This window comes from uncultured Plantibacter sp., from assembly GCF_963518075.1.
Lineage (GTDB): Bacteria > Actinomycetota > Actinomycetes > Actinomycetales > Microbacteriaceae > Plantibacter > Plantibacter flavus_A.
On the sequence record NZ_CAUQHZ010000007.1, the window covers coordinates 46,699 to 63,706 of the forward strand.

The 17,008-nt window shown below is 69.6% G+C and carries 14 protein-coding genes; 8 read left to right on the forward strand and 6 right to left on the reverse strand.

All coding sequences use genetic code 11. From position 1 onward, the window contains the following. Positions 1-30: 30 nt before the first annotated feature. Complete coding sequence (locus RWN05_RS10070; RefSeq protein ID WP_079002151.1) at positions 31-1,227, reverse strand: aminotransferase class I/II-fold pyridoxal phosphate-dependent enzyme; 1,197 nt, start codon at positions 1,225-1,227, stop codon at positions 31-33. Between the two features lie 158 nt (positions 1,228-1,385). Here RWN05_RS10070 and RWN05_RS10075 point away from each other — a divergent pair, with 158 nt between their 5' ends. The 6 genes from RWN05_RS10075 to RWN05_RS10100 all read left to right on the forward strand — a co-directional run bounded on the left by RWN05_RS10075 (position 1,386) and on the right by RWN05_RS10100 (position 8,580). Continuing rightward, complete coding sequence (locus RWN05_RS10075) at positions 1,386-3,047, forward strand: trypsin-like peptidase domain-containing protein (RefSeq protein ID WP_071260997.1); 1,662 nt, start codon at positions 1,386-1,388, stop codon at positions 3,045-3,047. A gap of 121 nt (positions 3,048-3,168) precedes the next feature. After that, positions 3,169-4,236, forward strand: coding sequence for a glycosyltransferase family 2 protein (locus RWN05_RS10080; RefSeq protein ID WP_071260995.1), 1,068 nt, complete (start codon positions 3,169-3,171; stop codon positions 4,234-4,236). Then, positions 4,237-5,064, forward strand: coding sequence for a CDP-alcohol phosphatidyltransferase family protein (locus RWN05_RS10085; RefSeq protein ID WP_314139416.1), 828 nt, complete (start codon positions 4,237-4,239; stop codon positions 5,062-5,064). Then, positions 5,064-5,948 (forward strand): glycosyltransferase, encoded by an 885-nt coding sequence (locus RWN05_RS10090; RefSeq protein WP_314139417.1) that lies wholly within the window; start codon positions 5,064-5,066, stop codon positions 5,946-5,948. The genes RWN05_RS10085 and RWN05_RS10090 overlap by 1 nt, the downstream gene beginning before the upstream one ends. 68 nt (positions 5,949-6,016) lie before the next feature. Continuing rightward, complete coding sequence (locus RWN05_RS10095; RefSeq protein WP_314139418.1) at positions 6,017-7,318, forward strand: CDP-glycerol glycerophosphotransferase family protein; 1,302 nt, start codon at positions 6,017-6,019, stop codon at positions 7,316-7,318. Positions 7,319-7,371: 53 nt separating this feature from the next. Then, positions 7,372-8,580 (forward strand): acyltransferase, encoded by a 1,209-nt coding sequence (locus RWN05_RS10100; protein ID WP_314139419.1) that lies wholly within the window; start codon positions 7,372-7,374, stop codon positions 8,578-8,580. Here the strand turns inward: RWN05_RS10100 and RWN05_RS10105 are convergent. The 5 genes from RWN05_RS10105 to RWN05_RS10125 form a co-directional block, all read right to left on the reverse strand. After that, positions 8,501-9,976 (reverse strand): glycosyltransferase, encoded by a 1,476-nt coding sequence (locus RWN05_RS10105; protein WP_314139420.1) that lies wholly within the window; start codon positions 9,974-9,976, stop codon positions 8,501-8,503. The two genes, RWN05_RS10100 and RWN05_RS10105, sit on opposite strands and share 80 nt — an antisense overlap. 84 nt (positions 9,977-10,060) lie before the next feature. After that, positions 10,061-10,942 carry a hypothetical protein gene (locus RWN05_RS10110; RefSeq protein ID WP_064296197.1) on the reverse strand — a complete coding sequence of 294 codons (882 nt, stop codon included), beginning with the start codon at positions 10,940-10,942 and terminating at the stop codon, positions 10,061-10,063. Positions 10,943-11,016: 74 nt separating this feature from the next. Further along, positions 11,017-11,775, reverse strand: coding sequence for an ABC transporter ATP-binding protein (locus tag RWN05_RS10115; protein ID WP_064296198.1), 759 nt, complete (start codon positions 11,773-11,775; stop codon positions 11,017-11,019). Further along, a complete protein-coding gene (locus RWN05_RS10120; protein WP_064296199.1) occupies positions 11,775-12,542 on the reverse strand; it encodes an ABC transporter permease in 768 nt (255 codons plus the stop codon). The genes RWN05_RS10115 and RWN05_RS10120 overlap by 1 nt, the downstream gene beginning before the upstream one ends. A gap of 117 nt (positions 12,543-12,659) precedes the next feature. Next, complete coding sequence (locus RWN05_RS10125) at positions 12,660-13,352, reverse strand: phosphocholine cytidylyltransferase family protein (RefSeq protein ID WP_314139421.1); 693 nt, start codon at positions 13,350-13,352, stop codon at positions 12,660-12,662. A gap of 271 nt (positions 13,353-13,623) precedes the next feature. On the opposite strand from RWN05_RS10125, the gene RWN05_RS10130 reads away from it, so the two are divergent. Both RWN05_RS10130 and RWN05_RS10135 read left to right on the forward strand, forming a co-directional pair. After that, complete coding sequence (locus RWN05_RS10130; RefSeq protein ID WP_314139422.1) at positions 13,624-15,396, forward strand: ATP-binding cassette domain-containing protein; 1,773 nt, start codon at positions 13,624-13,626, stop codon at positions 15,394-15,396. Then, positions 15,372-16,943: a hypothetical protein gene (locus tag RWN05_RS10135; RefSeq protein ID WP_064296202.1), complete on the forward strand. Its 1,572-nt coding sequence runs from the start codon at positions 15,372-15,374 to the stop codon at positions 16,941-16,943. Before RWN05_RS10130 ends, RWN05_RS10135 begins: the two co-directional genes overlap by 25 nt. The last annotated feature ends 65 nt before the right edge of the window (positions 16,944-17,008 follow it).

Here is a 17,008-nt window from a genome sequence, read left to right on the forward strand (position 1 = left end):
CCGGTGCCCGTCGTCTCGTGCGTCGGAGCCTCAGCCGCGGAGTCGGGCGAGACCCTCGACGGCCCGCTCCAGGACCTCGACGCGTTTGCAGAACGCGAACCGGACCAGTGACGCGTAGTCCGGGTCGTGCCGGTCGAGGCAGAACGCCGACAGCGGCACCGCCACGACGCCGGCGAGCGCGGGCAGCGCCCGGCAGAACGCCGCAGCATCGTCGAAGCCCAACGGTGCCGCATCGGCCACGATGAAGTAGGTGCCGTCCGGCCGGAAGGTGTCGAAACCGGCGGCTGAGAGGCCCGCGCTCAGGAGGTCCCGCTTGCCGCGCAGGTCGTCGGCGATGGCCGTGAACGAGGCGTCGGGCAGTCGGAGTCCGGTCGCCATCGCCGGCTGGAACGGTGCGCCGTTGACGTAACTGAGGTACTGCTTGACCGTCGAGACGGCCGAGACGAGTTCGCGGGGTCCGGTCAACCAGCCGATCTTCCACCCGGTCGTGCTGAAGGTCTTGCCACCGGATGAGATCGTGAGTGTGCGTTCGGCGGCACCCGGCAAGGTCGCGATCGGAACGTGCCGGACGTCGAAGCTCAGGTGCTCGTAGACCTCGTCGGTCACGATGATCGCATCGTGGCGCTCCGCCAACTCGGCGACCAGGTCGAGCGTCGCGCGGCCGAGGACGGTGCCGGTCGGGTTGTGCGGTGTGTTGACCAGAATGACCCTGGTCCGGTCGGTGACGGCGGCGCGGAGCTCGTCCGGGTCCGCCTGGAAGTCGGGTGCGCGCAGCTTGACCGTCCGATGCCGCCCACCGGCGAGGGCGATGAGTCCGCCGTACGCGTCGTAGAACGGCTCGAAGGTCACGACTTCGTCGCCGTGCTCGACGAGGGCGAGCAGGGTCGCGGCGAGCGCCTCGGTCGCTCCGGCGGTGACGAGCACCTCTCCCTGCGGGTCTGGCTGGAGACCGTAGAACCGTCGCTGGTGCTCGCTGATCGCGGTGCGGAGGTCGAGGGTGCCCGGGCCGGGCGGGTACTGGTTCTCGCCGCGCTCGATGGCCGCGACCGCCTCGGCCAGGACGGCCTCGGGTCCGTCCTCGTCGGGGAACCCCTGGCCGAGGTTGACGGCTCCGGTCTGCAGCGCGAGCGCGCTCATCTCCGCGAAGATCGTCGACGAGACGTGTCCGTCCTCGTCGACGAGGCCGGCGCCTTCGGCGGTGCGCCGCCAGGGTCCGTCAACCACCATGTCGATATCCTTCCGTGGCCGCGGGCGCGGGCCGCTCCCAATCTAGGACACCGTGCGCAGGTCCTTACGGCGAAGCCCTAGCCGGCGCACAGCGGGCGCGAATGAAACACTCAGCTCAGCACGGGAAGCTGACTGCGCTTGGAAGGAGCAGAATCGCCATGACCGACACCGCAGACGGACAGCAGCCCGCCGAACACCCCCAGTCCACCCCGAACGGTGAGACCGCGCCGCAGTCCGCACCCGCTGAGCAGGCGGGCGGCACCGTGCCTCCCGCGGGCGAGGCACGGCCGTCGACCTCAGGAGCGTACTTCCCGCCCCCGACCGCGATGCCACCGGTCGCACCGCCCGCCGGTCAGCCGACGCAGCAGCCGTACGGCGCGGCCCAGCAGGGCTCGCCGTACCAGCAGGCGCCGCAGCACCCGTCCGCAGCCTTCTCCCGTCAGCAGCAGCCGAACCCGTACGCGGCCTACCAGCAGCCCACCGGTCAGCAGCCCACGGCCCAGCCGCAGCCTGGTCAGCAGCACGGTCCCTACGGTGCGTCCCCGTACGCCCAGCAGCCGACCGGGCAGCACCCTGGCGTCCCGACGCCACCGGCAGCGCGGACGAAGAAGACCAACCGCCCGCTCGCGGGCATGGTCGCGATGCTCGCCGTCGGCGCCCTCATCGGAGGAGCGTCCGGCGCCGGGGCGACGCTCTGGGTCACGAACGCGACGAAGTCGAGTGTCTCGAGCAACGAGGCTGGCTCGAAGGCGTTCACCATCAACGACGACGCCGACGTCAGCCTGACCACGGCCATCGCCGCGACGGCCGGGCCGAGCGTCGTGACCCTCTCGGTCCAGGGCGGGCAGAGCGCCGGCACCGGCTCGGGGATCATCCTCAGCAAGGACGGTTACGTCCTGACGAACACGCACGTGGTCACACTGGACGGCCAGGTCGCCGACCCGACCATCAGGGTCACCGATGCGAACGGCAAGCTGTACAACGCCAAGATCGTCGGCACGGACCCGATCTACGACCTCGCGGTCATCAAGCTCGAAGACGCCTCGGGTCTCAGTCCGATGGAGTTCGCGAACTCCGACAAGCTCAACGTCGGCGAGACGGCCGTCGCGATCGGTGCGCCGCTCGGACTGGCGGGAACCGTCACCGACGGCATCGTCAGCGCCCTCAACCGGAGCATCACCGTCGCCTCCTCCGCCGTTCCGGACTCCGGATCGAGCGACGACGGCGGGTCCGGCGACTCGAACGGCGACAACCAGAGCCCCTGGAACTTCGACGTGCCGGGGCAGACCACCCCGACCGCGCCGACCTCCTCGATCTCCATCGCGGTCATCCAGACCGACGCGGCGATCAACCCCGGCAACTCGGGTGGCGCGCTCGTCGACGGCACCGGCAAGCTCATCGGGGTCAACGTCGCGATCGCGAGCGCCGGAAGCACCGACTCGTCGTCGCAGAGCGGCAGCATCGGTGTCGGCTTCGCCATCCCGGCGAACATCGCCAAGCGCGTCTCGGACGAGATCATCAAGACGGGTAAGGCGACCCACGGCCTGCTCGGCGCGACCGTGAAGGACGCCTCGAGCGACGCCAAGAGCACGGTCGCGGGCGCGCTCATCGACAAGGTCACCGACAACGGCGCCGCGCAGGCCGCGGGTCTGAAGTCCGGGGACATCGTCACCGAGTTCAACGGCGTCCCGGTCACCGGTGCGAACGACCTGACCGCTCAGGTGCGGGCGCTCGCGGCGGGGGCGACGGCGAAGCTCACCTTCACCCGCGGCAACGACTCGCAGACCGCCGAGGTCACGCTCGGCGAGCTCGCGCTCTGACACCCGGGGCATCACGCCCCGGAGGACGCCCGCACGGCCTCCGTGCGGGCGTCCTCCGCGTCCGGGCCACCCCGACGACCGGCTGCTAGGCTCGATCGAACGAAACACGGAGTGAACCCCCATGTCGAACGACACAGGCCAGGCCGACGCACCGTCGTCGCCCGGAGTCTCCTACGTGATGCCGGTGTTGAACGACGTCCGACACGTCAGAGCAGCTGTCGACAGCCTCCTGGCGCAGGACTACGCCGGCGACGCGGAGATCACGATCGCCGTCGGGCCGAGCATCGACGGCACGACCGAGCTCGTCCGAGAGCTCCAGGCGGCCGACCCCCGCATCCACGTGCTGGAGAACCGCGTCGGGTCGACCCCGGCCGGGCTCAACCTGGCGATCGCCGCGTCGACGCATCCGATCGTCATCCGGGTCGACGCCCACTCGGAGCTGCCCGACGACTACGCGAGACTCGCGGTCGAGACCATGCTCCGCACGGGGGCGCAGAACGTGGGCGGCATCATGGACGCCCAGGGGCGCACGAGCTTCGAGACGGCGGTGGCGCGGGCGTACGGCTCGCGTGTCGGACTCGGTGGCACACCCCACCACGTCGGCGGTCGAGAGGGGCCGGCCGACACGGTCTACCTCGGCGTCTTCGACCGCGAGATGCTCATGCGGGTGGGCATGTTCGACGAGCGCATCAAACGCGGGCAGGACTGGGAGCTCAACCGCCGGATCAAGCAGGCCGGCGGCCTCGTCTGGTTCACGCCCGCGTTGCGCGTCGTCTACCGCCCGCGTGCGAGCATGCGCGCCCTGGCGCGACAGTTCTTCTCCACCGGACTCTGGCGCGGCGAACTCAGCCGGAGTTTCCCCACCCGCGGCACGCTCCGCTACTTCGCGCCACCGGTCCTGGTGCTCGGCATCGTGCTCGGCACGCTGCTCGGGCTCGGAGGCCTGGTCCAGCTGGGGGCGGGTGCGACACCGTGGCTGCTCCTCGGGTTCGCGGCCCCCATCGCCTATGCGGCCATCGTGCTGCTCGCGAGCATCGTCGTCACCGGGCGGGACGGGATACGCACGAGCCTCTGGATGCTCGCCGTCCTGCCGTGCATCCACTTCTGCTGGGGCACCGGGTTCGTGCTCGGCTACGGCTCGCTCGCGAAGGGCATCTCCGCGCTGCGCAATCCACCGAAGGCGGTCTAGATGTCGGATCCCAGCACGGCCGGAACCGGGCCGAGGCTCACGCCCCCGCGGACGATCGCCGAACTCCGTGCCGTGGCGCAACCGCCGGAGGTCCGTGCGCGGAAGAACGCCGAGCACTGGACCGCCGACCTCTATCTGCGAGACCTGTCGCCGTACGTCACCTGGTTGCTGCTGCGCACGAGCATCAGCGCGAATGGCGTGACGGGTCTGATGATCCTGACCGGCTGGGCCACGGCCGCCGCGCTGCTCATCCCCGGATTCGGCGGTGCGGCCCTCGCACTCGTGCTCGGGCAGACCCAGATGCTCGTCGACTGCTGCGACGGCGAGGTCGCGCGTTGGCGGCGGACGTCGAGTCCGGCAGGTGCGTTCCTGGACTCCGTCGGCCACTACTCCACCGAGTCACTCATCGCGATCGCGCTCGGTGTCCGTGCCGCCGCGTGGCCGGTGGATGCGCCCGAGGACCTGGTCTGGATCACCCTCGGATTCGCGCTCGCGCTGTTCGTCGTGCTCAACAAGGCGCTGAACGACATGGTGCGGGTCGCCCGCGCCGGCTTCGGGGCGCCGAAGCTCACCTACTCGACGGAGGAGTCGGCACCTCGTGGGGGAGCGCTTGCGATGGCGCGGACGGTGGCGCGGTTCCTGCCGTTCCACCGCCTGTTCCACTCGGTCGAACTCACGATGGTGATCTTCGCCGCTTCCGTGGTCGGTCTGTTCGTCGGCGACGTCGAGGCGATGCGCTGGGTGCTCGCGATCCTCGTACCGCTTGCGCTCCTGACGCTTGTCGGTCATTTCGTCGCGATCGTCTCGTCGAAGCGGCTCCACGCGTGATGTCCGGCCCGATCCCGGTCACGCGCTCCGTCGGTGTCGTGGTCCTGACGCAGGGGACCCGCCCGGTCGAGCTCACCGCAGCCGTGGAGAGCGTGCTCGCCCAGCAAGCGGTGGAGCTCGACGTGGTAGTGGTCGGTAACGGCTGGCAGCCGACCGGGCTTCCGGACGGCGCCCGAGGCCTGGCCCTGTCCGAGAACCTCGGGATCCCCGCCGGACGCAACCGTGGTGTCGCGGCGGTGCAGGGGGAGTTCGTCTTCTTCCTCGACGACGACGCGACCATCCCGTCCACCACGTTCCTCCGCGACGCCATCGCGATGCTCGACGCGGACCGGTCCATCGGCCTCATCCAGCCCCGGCTCGCCGACGCGGACGGTGCAGCGACGCCGTCCCGCTGGGTGCCGCGAACCCGCGACAAGGACCCCAGGCATTCGAGCGCCGTGTTCTCCTGCCTCGAAGCGGCCGTCCTGCTGCCGCGGTCGGTGTTCGACGCCGTCGGTGGGTGGGCCGACCCGTTCTTCTACGCGCATGAGGGCATCGAGATCGCTTGGCGGGTCTGGGACCAGGGGAGGCGAGCCTGGTACGAGGCCTCCCTCGAAGCGAACCACCCGGTGACCGAACCGACGAGGCATACCGCCTACTACCGGCTCAACGCGCGGAACCGGGTCTGGCTCGCACGGCGGAACCTCCCCGTACCGCTCATTCCGCTGTATGTGGGCTCCTGGACCGCGATCCAGGTGATCCGGTGGTGGCGGAAGCCGGAGGCCCTCCGCCCCTGGTTCGGCGGCTGGCGTGAGGGCTGGCGGACGGACCCCGGCGAACGTCGCCCACTGCGCTGGCGGACGGTCTGGCGGATGACGCGCGCAGGGCGACCTCCGGTCATCTGAGGGGCGGGTGCCCGTCGTGATCCCACCGTGACCTGGCGTCGTTACGCTTGACGGATGCTGGAGCTGACATGGGCCTGATCAGAGACGGTCGTCGTGCCATCACGCTCGCCAAGGACTTGCTCGCCAACCGCCGGGCCAGAGCCGTCCTAGCGGCGCAGATGCAGGCGGCTCCCGTGATCGAGCCGGGGCGCTACAAGGTGGCCGTGTACTTCGCGGACGGCGCCGTCAACATGTACCAGATCCGCCAGTGGTACCGGCCGCTCGCCGAACTGTCGAAGCAGTGGCCCGTCCTCATCCTCAGCCGCGGTGCGACGGCGGCGGCGAAGCTGTTCGAGGAGTCGCCGATCCCGACGGCCTACGTCCGGACGGTCGTCGCCCTCGAGCGCACGCTTGCCGAACAGGACATCCGCGTCGTGCTGTACGTCAACCAGAACGCCAAGAACTTCCAGATGTTCCGCTACGGCTCCCGCTGGCACGTCTTCGTCAACCACGGCGAGAGCGACAAGATGTACATGACGACGAACCAGTTCAAGGCCTACGACTACAGCCTCATCGCCGGCCAAGCGGCGAGGAACCGGCTGGAGCGGGTGCTCTGGGACTACGACTTCGACAAGCGCGCGATCATGATCGGCCGCCCCCAGGCCGACCACTATTCGGGCGAACTGCCCTACACGCCCGATGAGCGGACCGTCGTCCTGTACGCGCCCACTTGGGAGGGCGACCGCGCGGCCGCGGCGTACGGCTCGATCGCGAGCCACGGCGTTGCCCTCGTCCGAGCACTCATCGCGACCGGGCGGCACCGCGTCGTGTACCGTCCGCACCCGAGGAGCGGTGTCGTCGATCCGGCCTACGCGAGCGCGAACCGCGAGATCATGGCCGCGCTCCAGGAGGCGAACCGTGCGGACGCCTCGGCCCAGCACGTCGTCGACACGGGTGCCGACCTCGGTTGGCAGCTGGCGGCGGCGGACGCGGCCATCGTCGACATCTCCGCGATGGTCTACGACCGCCTCGCGAGCGGGAAGCCGCTCATGATCACCCGTCCCGTGAATCCGGAGGCGGAGATCGACACCGGAGGGTACCTCTCGGCGTGCGAGTGGCTCGATGCGTCGGCCGCCGCGGACATCGTCGACGGCGTCGACCGACTCCTCGGTGATCCCGAGACGGTCGCTCGACTGCAGCACTGGGTCGAGTACTACTTCGGCGACACGACGCCGGGAGTGACGACGGCGAGGTTCCACAGCGCCATCGAGCATCTGATGTCGGAATGGGAACGGTTCGCCCTCGCGCACGCCGATGGCCGGCCGAAGCTCGACGAGCATGAGGACGATGAGGACGAAGACGAGGATGACGACGACAGAGGACGCGCCTGAGGCGCCCTGAGCCGTTGAGTCCGCGCCCAGGAGAACCGCGTAGGGTCGGGCAGGTGAATCCGTCCTCCGGGCGACTGGCCTCCCTCGACGGAGTCCGTGGTGTCGCCAGCGTCGTCGTGGTGCTCTACCACGTGTCGTTGCTCGCACGACCCTTCGCGACCGGCCGGATCTCGGAGCCCGCCTGGGACATCGCGACCGAGACACCATTGAAGCTGCTCTTCGCCGGTACCGAGGCCGTGCAGGTGTTCTTCGTCCTGAGCGGTCTCGTCGTCGCACTCCCGCTGTTGCGAGGCGGCGCGAGCTGGCCGGGGTTCTTCGCCGCCCGATTCGTGCGGCTCTATCTCCCCGTGTGGGGATCACTGCTGTTCGCCGCCGCCCTCATCCTCCTCATCCCGAGGGACCCGGCGTCGGTGACCACCGGTGAGTGGATCGCGAACGCGAACGCGACGGGCGTCGACCCGCTGCACCTCCTGAGGGAGGCCACCCTGACGCCGGCGAGCTACACCCTGGTGAACACCCTGTGGTCGCTGCGCTGGGAGCTGATCTTCACGCTCCTCCTCCCGATCGCCGTCCTGCTCGCTCGGTTGCTGCGCCGCTGGGCGTGGCCGGTCGCCGCACTGATGTCCGTGATCATGGTGCTCGGACGGGTCGCGGGACTGGACGCCGCCGTGTACCTGCCGGCGTTCTTCATCGGTACGCTGATCGCCGTCAGGCTCGACGACCTCCGAGCCTGGGCTGCGGATCGGTCCCGCCCGCTGCAATGGGCGTTGCTCACGGGCGGGTCCGCGCTCCTGCTCGTCGCGAGCTGGCTCTCCCGACCGTTCGTCGAATCCTCATCGACGCTCGGTCAGGCGCTCTGGGGCCTGTCGGGTGTGGGCGCGGCCGGCCTCATCGTCGTCGCCATCGGAAGCCCGTTCGCCCGTCGGCTCCTCGAGGCGCCGCCGGTCCTCTGGCTCGGGAAGGTGTCCTTCAGCCTGTACCTCGTGCACGCCCCGATCCTGGCCACACTCGCCTTCTCGTTCGGAGATGAGCGTTGGTGGCTGGTCGGGATCGTCGGTGTCCCACTGAGCCTGCTGGTCGCCGCCGGGTTCTTCCAGCTCGTCGAGCGTCCGTCCCACGGCCTGGCGCGCAGCGTCGGTCGGGGGGTACAGGCGGGGGTCGCTGCGGTGCGTTCCCGGATGCTCAGCCGACGCGAGGGACGAGCGCGTTCCGCTTCTTCCGGCGAGCGGCCGCGTGCAACTCCTGAGCCCACCGACGGGTGACGGCCTCGTCGTCGTACTGCTCCGCGGTCGCCCTGGCGTGCTGACGCATCGCATCGACCTCGCCCTCGGGGAGCGACAGGAGGCGTTCGATGGCGGCTGACACGACGGCCGGTTCCGCGGACGGCACGAGGAACCCGTTCCAACCGTCGCGGACGATGTCGGCCGGCCCGTACGGTACGTCGACGACGATGGGGAGACACCCGGCCGCCATCGCCTCGATGAGCACGAGTGGGAAGCCCTCGGAGGTCGAGGTCATGACGAGGAACGAACCCGAGCCGAGCTGCTGCCGGGCCGAGCGGTCGTAACCGTGGAGGACGACGCGGTGGTCCGGGTCCTCGGCGGCGAGGAGCGTCTGCAACTCGTCGAGCAGTTCCCCGCCGCCGTAGACGTCGAGCGTCGGGGGAGGCCCGTCCACCGGGGTGGTGGCGAGGACGGCGCGGATCGCGTTCGCCGGCCGTTTCCGGGCCGTGAGCGAACCGAGGAACATGCCGCGGCTGCGAGGCCGAGGTGCACGCGCGACGTCCGGTGCGACGAGTTCGCGCGAGTTCGGGATGACCCCGAGCGAGGCGTGCTCGCCGAGCATGGTCGTCACGTCCGCGAGCTGGCGGTCGCTGAGCAGGGCGACGAGGTCGAAGTCGTCGAGCGCCTCGAACACCGCTCGCCGTGACTCCCGCAGCCGACCGTGTGGTCGTTCCGTGCCCTGGAGGTGCGAGGCGTGCACGACATGCGCGGTGACGACGTTGCGTTTCCGGTAGCTCAGGACGAACGGGGCGATGGTCTTGCTGTCGACGATCATCCAGGCCGGAGCGCCCGCGGTGAGCGTGTCGAACCAGGCGCGGTACAGGGACCAGATGCGCCCCCAGGATCGTACGGGACGGCCCTGGTCGTCGCAGAGGACCACGGACCGGCCGCCCTTGACACCCCGCTCGCGCGTGTCGCGGCGGTCGGACAGGAGCAGGGTGCCGTCGGTCCGGTAGACGTCCACCTGCAGGATCTGACCGGACTCATCGTGACGCTCGCGGCTGAGGACCACGTCGCCGCGGCGTCGTTCCGTGCTGCCGTCCTCCAGGGGGAGCGGGGTGAACCCGTGGCGGGCCAGGTCGAGGGACCCACCCGGCAGGGGGTTGTCGCGCAGCCAGTCCCAGAGGTTGACGACCCGCAGGCCGTCGATCAGGTCTCCTCGCGTGCGCAGCCGTGCCTCCAACTCGGGGTAGTCCGCGCGGTGGTCGAAGGTGAGGACGTCGACGGGGGTGTCGGCCAATCGGATGAACGCGCGCGAGCGCTGGAGCATCGCCTCCGTCATGCCGCCGAAGTCGTCCGACAGACCCCAGGTCACCGCGAAGTGGCGGCCTTCCGGGAAGGGCTTCTGGGGACGGCGCAGGAATGGAAGTCTCACCCTCCGACGGTACGCGATGGACCTGGAGGGATGCCGCATCCGGACCGGCCCGGTCGGCGCTGAGCCCGAGCGCGCCGAGGGTGGTCAGGGACGCTGTTCGGGCCCGTCCGGGCCGACCGTCTCGCTGCCGGCCTCGATGGCCAGGTTCTTCCGGCGACGGAACACCTGGTCGCGGACCTTCCCGAGGCCGGACCGGCCGGAGACGGCCCGCATCCGTGGCTCGAGGTCGAGGGGGACGACGAACGGCGCCGGTCCGAACGCCTGGCGAGCGGCACGGACGACCTGTCGGCCGAGCATGTGATTGCCGATGCCGCCGACGGCAGCTCCGACACCGAAGGGCAGTGCTTTGCCGATGACGCCGGCGCTGCCGCTCGCCGCGAAGTGCTTCACGAAGCGCACCCGCAACTGGTCGGCGACGGGGCCCACGATCATGGACGGCAGACCCTGGGTGATCGTCTGGCCCCAGAACGCCTGCCGGGGGATACCCTTCCCGGCCGCCTGGGATCCGAAGTTCCGCAGGAGGTCGGTTCCGGCCTTGCCGAGCATCATGGTCATGACGAGCGCGCGGGATCGCATCGGATCGGCCAGGGCGATGCCGTGGACCTCGGTGACCGACTGGGCGAACAGGGCGGTCGCCTCGAGGAACCCCGCCGTCTCGACACCGGAGAGCGCAAGGGTCGTCGCCGTCCCGATCGCCGGGACGACGGCGGTCGCGCCCACGGCGGCTCCCGTCGTCGTCACCGTCGTGAGGTACCGACGCTCCAGGACACGGATGAGCTGGTCCGCCGTCGCGTTCGGGTACATCCGCCGGATCGACCGGATGTGTGCCACGACCACCGGTCGCTGGACCCAGAGCAGACGGTCGAGCGCCCGCACCCATCCCGGCTCAGGCAGCACGGGCTGCTGTGCTGCGGCGGTGGGGAACTGGGCGGGACCCGGAACGGGTCCCTGCTGCGGTCCGGTCATGACGGCCTCCTCGTGGGCGGGGCGGCCAGTCTACGTCGACCCACTGCAGGTCGAGTGACGCTTGCTGGCAGGCCTCAGCTGTTGTAGTCGGCGTTGTAGCGGTCGAGCACGTCGTCGATCGGCGCGTCGAGCACGAGCGCCCCCTTGTCGAGGTAGAGCCCCCTCGTGCAGAAGCGTCGGAGGTCCTTCTCGTTGTGCGAGACGAAGAACAGGGTGCGCCCGCCATCGAGGAGTTCCTCGATGCGCCGGTAGCACTTCTCGCGGAACGCGCGGTCGCCGACGGCGAGGACCTCGTCGACGAGGATGATCGGCTCCTCGAGCTGTGCGATCACCGCGAAGGCGATGCGGACCTTCATGCCGCTCGAGAGATGCTTGTACGGGGTGTCCACGAAGTCGGCGATCTCGGCGAAGGCGATGATGTCGTCGAACCGTCCGTCGATCTCGCGCCGGGACATGCCGTGGAGGCCGGCCGTCAGGTACACGTTGTCGCGGACCGTCAGGTCGTTGACGAAGCCGCCGGTGATCTCGATGAGCGGCGCGACACCCTCGTGCACGCCGATGGTGCCCTCATCGGGCAGGACGACGCCCGCGACGAGCTTGAGCAGCGTCGACTTGCCCTGACCGTTCCGTCCGACGACGCCGATGGCCTCTCCGGGGGCGACATCGAAGGAGACGTGGCGCAGGGGCCAGAACTCACCCGGCTTCGAGCGTCGGTCGCGACCGGCGAAGAGGTCCTTGAAACTCCGCCGACCGCCACGGTTGCGCCGGAACCGGATCCCTGCGTCGGCCACCGAGATCGCCGGCCGAGCGGCGGTTGCGTTGCCTGTGGGCATCAGATCTCCTTCAGCACGGAGCGCTCGCAGCGCTTGAAGACGAGGAGACCGACCGCGAGGATGACCGTGGACATGGCGGCGGACACACCCACGAGGTGCCAGTTGAGCTCCTGTGGGAAGAACGCGGAACGGTAGAGCGCGAAGATCCCGCTGAGCGGGTTGAACGCCGCGAAGGGCTCGATCCTGTCGGGCAGCGCCGTCGTGCTGTAGATGATCGGCGTCGCGTAGAACATGAACCGCAGGACGAGCTTGACGGCGCGCTCGAGATCGCGGAAGAACACGACGAGCGGAGCGACGATCAGGCAGAGCCCGATTGTCAGGACGGCTTGGATGACGATGGCGAGCGGGAACAGCACGATGTCGAGGTTGACCTGCGCGCCGCTGAAGATCGCGAACGCCGCGAGGACCGGGAGCGCAGCGAGGAACTCGATGCCCTTCGACAGCACGATCCGGTTCACCCAGATGGTCCGGGGGATCGTCGTCGAACGCACGAGTTTCGCCTCGCGCAGGAAGGCGCGGGTGCTGTCGGACACCGATCCGGTGAACCACATCCACGGCAGCAGTGCCGCGAGGAGGAACACGATGTAGGGTTCCTCGCCGACGTCGCGCCGGAACACCTGCGTGAAGACGAACCAGTAGATCCCACTCATGACGAGGGGGTCGAGGATGGACCACACGTAGCCGAGCGCGCTCGTCGAGTAGCGCACGCGCAGGTCTCGGACCGTCAGGATCCAGAGCGCGTGGCGGTACCTCGCCGATCGCGACATCCTTGGCCGCGTCTCAGCTGAAGAACTCACGTGACCAACCTTATCGAGGTGACGCAGGAACGCCGCCCGCGACGCTCAGCGTCGGGACGGCGTTCGTGTGCGATGTGGACGGGGACCTCAGACGAAGAGGTTCGCGCGCTCGAGATCCTCGGCGAAGTCGACCTCGACCGCGTAGAGGTCGGAGATGTCGACCGGCTCGACGAGCATGCCCTCGCGCTCGATGGCGAGCTCGATGCCGCGCTCGAAGTAGTCCTGGTCGCCGACCTTGGTCAGGTAGCGGTGGAGCGTCGTCTTGTCCTGCGACGAGATGTAGTTGATGCCCACGGCCTCGCCCAGCCCGCCGACGACGGTCTTCGAGAGCTCCTTGATGTAGCCCTCGGCGCTCGTCGTGTACTTGACCTCCTCGTCGGACACCTTGGAGGTGTTGACGGTCACGAACGAGCGGTCTCTGGCGATCATCGCGGCAGCGCGGTCGAGGACGGCCGGGTCGAAGACGACGTCGCCGTTCATCCAGAGCACGCCGCCGGCCTGAGACGCCGCGAGGGCGCGCATGAGGCTCTTCGAGGTGTTGGTCTGGTCGTACTGCTCGTTGTAGACGAAGGAGGCGTCGGGGAACGCTTCGATGATGTGCTCGAGCTTGTAGCCGACGACGATCGTCACTTTGGCGCTCGCTCCGAACGCGTGGTGGATGTTGTCGAACTGCTGCTGCATGATGGTGCGGCCGTCGCTGAGCTCGGTCAGGGGCTTGGGAAGCGAGCGGCCGAGACGGCTGCCCATCCCTGCGGCAAGGATCACTACCTGGGTGGTCACGTTGTTCTCCTCAGTGTGGGTATGGAATCACGCGGTGCCACGATGCTGTGGACGATTCACCGAGGATTAACCAAGACGTGCATTGAAAGACACTCCGTTATGCCAAAATACAGGCTAGCCGCGGTGAACTCCGTCTGTCAGGGGTTCCCAGGGTCCGTTGTCGTTTTGTGATCGACCACCCGGCGTTTACACAGCTTGGGGGAGATGTGTCAACCGTTCATCCTGAGACTCCGCTGTCCGCTCCGGCCGCCGCTGTTGGTAGGTTTGCTTGGTGACTTCCACGACTCCGCCAGATCCCGCTCAGCAGCCGGCGCCTGCCGACGGCACGCCGACGAGTCCGGGCACGCCGAACACCGCCGATGCCGCCGGCGCACCTGCGCCGTCGACCCCTTCCGACGATCAGGCCGCTGCGGCACCGAAGCGCGCACCCCGCTCGACGACGCCTCGGGCTGCCGGAACGGCGAAGGCCCCGGCGAAGCGGCCGAGCACGCCCCGCACCCGCGCCACGTCGGCGAGCGAGACCTCGGGGGAGCCCGGGGACGCCACGAAGCCGGCACCCAAGACGACCACGGCACGCTCGACGACCGCTCGGACCTCGACGGCGAAGACCACGGCCACCAAGTCGACGACGGCGCGCACCACCGCTGCGAAGCGCACGCCCGCGAAGTCGGCTGCTGCAGCTGCCGATGCTCCGGAGGCCACTGCGTCGGCCGAGACGAGCACCACCCCGAAGACGCCCCGGTCGACGACCGCGCGCACCACCGCCGCGAAGCCGGCGACCAAGGCCGCCGGCGCCAAGACGACCACTGCCCGCACCTCGACGACGAAGTCCACGACGGCCCGGACGCCGGCCAAGCGCACGCCGGCGCGCACCAGCGTCACGAAGCAGCCCGAACAGACGGCCGCCGCAGCCGCCGGCGTGCTCGACGAGGTCAGCGCACCGGGATCGGTCGAACGGCCGACGACGTCGACGCCCTCCGAGCAGCCTTCCCCTGAGGTCGTCGACCGGATCGCCGTCGAGGAGACTCGGGCCGACGCCACGCAGACCGAGACCCCGCCGACCGCGTCATCCATCGCCGGGGAGGCTGTGGACGACACGGCCCGGCAGGCGACGCCGGCACCGTCGGGGTCCGTATCGGTGGCGCCTCCGCGGGAGGAGGCCGTCACTCCGGTTGCAGCACCGAAGCGTCCTGCCGGCCGTCCCGCGCCGACACCGTCGTCCGCCGCCACCTCGTCACCCGCCGCGACGTCGCAGCGCAGCGAGGCCGACGGCGATGGCGCCCATCCCGTCGTCCTGTCGATCTCGGGACTCGTCAAGCAGTTCGGCGACACGGTCGCGGTGGACGGCGTCGACCTCGAGGTCCGACGTGGCTCGTTCTACGGCATCGTCGGGCCGAACGGCGCCGGCAAGACGACCACCCTGTCCATGGTCACGGGTCTCCTCCGTCCCGACGCAGGGTCCATCACGGTCCAGGGCGTCGACGTCTGGCAGGATCCCGCCGAGGCCAAGCGTGCGATCGGCGTGCTGCCCGACCGGCTGCGGCTCTTCGACCGCCTGACCGGCAGCCAGCTCCTGTACTACTCCGGCGTCCTGCGGGGGCTCGACCCCGCGACCGTCAAGTCACGGACCACCGATCTGGCTCGTGCCTTCGGTCTCGACGACGCGCTCGGCCGTCTCGTCTCCGACTACTCGGCGGGCATGACGAAGAAGATCGCGTTGGCAGCCGCACTCATCCATTCGCCGCGTGTCCTCATCCTCGACGAGCCGTTCGAATCGGTCGATCCGGTCTCCGCGGCGAACGTCATCGAGATCCTCCAGCGGTACGTCGCCAACGGCGGGACCGTCGTGCTCTCGAGCCACGGCATGGACTTCATCCAGCGCGTGTGCGATCACGTGGCCATCATCGTGCAGGGCAAGGTGCTGGCCGCCGGGTCCGTCGACGAGGTGCGCGGAACGGGCACGCTCGAGGAGCGGTTCGTCGAGCTCGCCGGGGGCCGCAAGTCGGCAGAGGGAATGGAATGGTTGCACAGCTTCTCCGACTGAAACTGCAGCTGACGCTCAACGCGTTCCGCCGCAGCCCCTGGCGACTGGTCGGGCTCGTCCTCGCGATCGCGGTCGGCGTGTGGATCGTCGTGCTCGCGAGCACCGGTCTCGTCGCGCTGCGTGGTGGCGACCCGGAGGTCACGCGCAACCTGCTCGTGCTGGCCGGATCGGCCGTCGTCCTGGGCTTCATCATCCTGCCGCTCGTCTTCGGTGTCGACGACCAGCTGGATCCTCGGGCGTTCTCGCTCTTCGGGCTGCCCAACCGCACCCTGTCGGCCGGCCTACTCGTGACAGCGCTCGTGTCGGTGCCGTCACTCGTCCTCGCCGTCCTCGCGGCCTCGTCGGTGGTCACCTGGTCGCGGTCGCCGCTGCCCGCCGTCCTCGCCGTGGTCTCCGCGGTCCTCGGCGTGCTGCTCTGCGCGCTCCTGGCCCGGATCGCCACCTCGATCTCCGCGAGCCTCCTCGCGACGCGTCGCGCCAAGGAGGTCATGGGTGTCCTCGGGCTGGTGCTCATCATCGCCGTGGCGCCGGCGATCATCGCCCTCACCACCGTGGACTGGCAGCGCGACGGGTTCGCCGTCCTCGGCCGGGTCGCTGACATCCTCAGTTGGACCCCGCTCGGCGCCGTCTGGTCCTTCCCCGGTGATGCCGCACTCGGCGGCATCGCGCCGGCGATCGTCAAGCTGCTGCTCACCGCGGCGACCATCGCGCTGCTCTGGTTCGCCTGGCAGGCGTTCGTCGCCCGACTGCTCGTGACGCCGGAACGCCTCGGGACGGGCCGCGACAGCACCGGTCTGGGCTGGTTCGACCTGCTCCCCGGTTCCCCGTCCGGAGCCATCGCCGCTCGGAGCATGACCTACTGGCTGCGCGACCCGCGGTACCTCGTCTCCCTCGTCATCATCCCGATCGCGCCCTTCATCTTCTTCGTGCCCATGCTCGTCGCCGGCATCCCGATGAACGTCCTCGCACTCGTCCCACTCCCGGTCGTGTGCTGGTTCCTCGGCTGGCTCCTGCACAACGACCTCGCCTTCGATTCGACCGCGGTCTGGCTGCACGTCGCCTCGGGGGTCCGCGGACGATCGGACCGGATCGGCCGGCTCTTCCCGGTGCTCCTCATCGGCATCCCGCTCATCGCGGTCGGGTCGACGCTGAGTATCCTGTTCTACGGCGACTGGGACGCCCTGCCGTCGATGATCGGTGTGAGCACGTGCCTGTTGTTCAGCGGTGCCGGTATCGCGAGCTTTGTGTCCGCGCGGTTCCCGTACCCGACGTCGCTTCCCGGCGACAGCCCGTTCCAGCAGCCGCAGGTGCCGGGCAGCAGCGGCATGTCCGCGCAGTTCCTGAGCCTGCTCGGTACGGTCCTGCTCACGATTCCCGCCGGCTGGTTGGCCGTGCTCGGGCTCACCGGTGAGCCGAACTGGAACTTCGGGGCTCTCGCGGTCGGTGCGGGCACGGGCATCCTGGTCCTCGTGATCGGGATCTTCGCCGGCGGTCGCGTCTTCGATCGCCGCAGCCCCGAGATCGTCGGCTTCGCCAGCTCGCACTGACCCGACGTCGGCGACCGGATCGGCCCGCAGGAGACCCGGGTGCCGTCCGGCGGTACCATGGAGCC

What these genes read in the sequence shown, in the direction of transcription:
- RWN05_RS10075 (WP_071260997.1), top strand. Translation starts at nt 1,386, where the DNA reads ATGACCGACACCGCAGACGGACAGCAGCCCGCCGAACACCCCCAGTCC.
- RWN05_RS10120 (WP_064296199.1), bottom strand. Translation starts at nt 12,542, where the DNA reads ATGTCGCGATCGGCGAGGTACCGCCACGCGCTCTGGATCCTGACGGTC.
- RWN05_RS10095 (WP_314139418.1), top strand. Translation starts at nt 6,017, where the DNA reads ATGGGCCTGATCAGAGACGGTCGTCGTGCCATCACGCTCGCCAAGGAC.
- RWN05_RS10070 (WP_079002151.1), bottom strand. Translation starts at nt 1,227, where the DNA reads ATGGTGGTTGACGGACCCTGGCGGCGCACCGCCGAAGGCGCCGGCCTC.
- RWN05_RS10135 (WP_064296202.1), top strand. Translation starts at nt 15,372, where the DNA reads ATGGTTGCACAGCTTCTCCGACTGAAACTGCAGCTGACGCTCAACGCG.
- RWN05_RS10090 (WP_314139417.1), top strand. Translation starts at nt 5,064, where the DNA reads ATGTCCGGCCCGATCCCGGTCACGCGCTCCGTCGGTGTCGTGGTCCTG.
- RWN05_RS10110 (WP_064296197.1), bottom strand. Translation starts at nt 10,942, where the DNA reads ATGACCGGACCGCAGCAGGGACCCGTTCCGGGTCCCGCCCAGTTCCCC.
- RWN05_RS10115 (WP_064296198.1), bottom strand. Translation starts at nt 11,775, where the DNA reads ATGCCCACAGGCAACGCAACCGCCGCTCGGCCGGCGATCTCGGTGGCC.
- RWN05_RS10080 (WP_071260995.1), top strand. Translation starts at nt 3,169, where the DNA reads ATGTCGAACGACACAGGCCAGGCCGACGCACCGTCGTCGCCCGGAGTC.
- RWN05_RS10085 (WP_314139416.1), top strand. Translation starts at nt 4,237, where the DNA reads ATGTCGGATCCCAGCACGGCCGGAACCGGGCCGAGGCTCACGCCCCCG.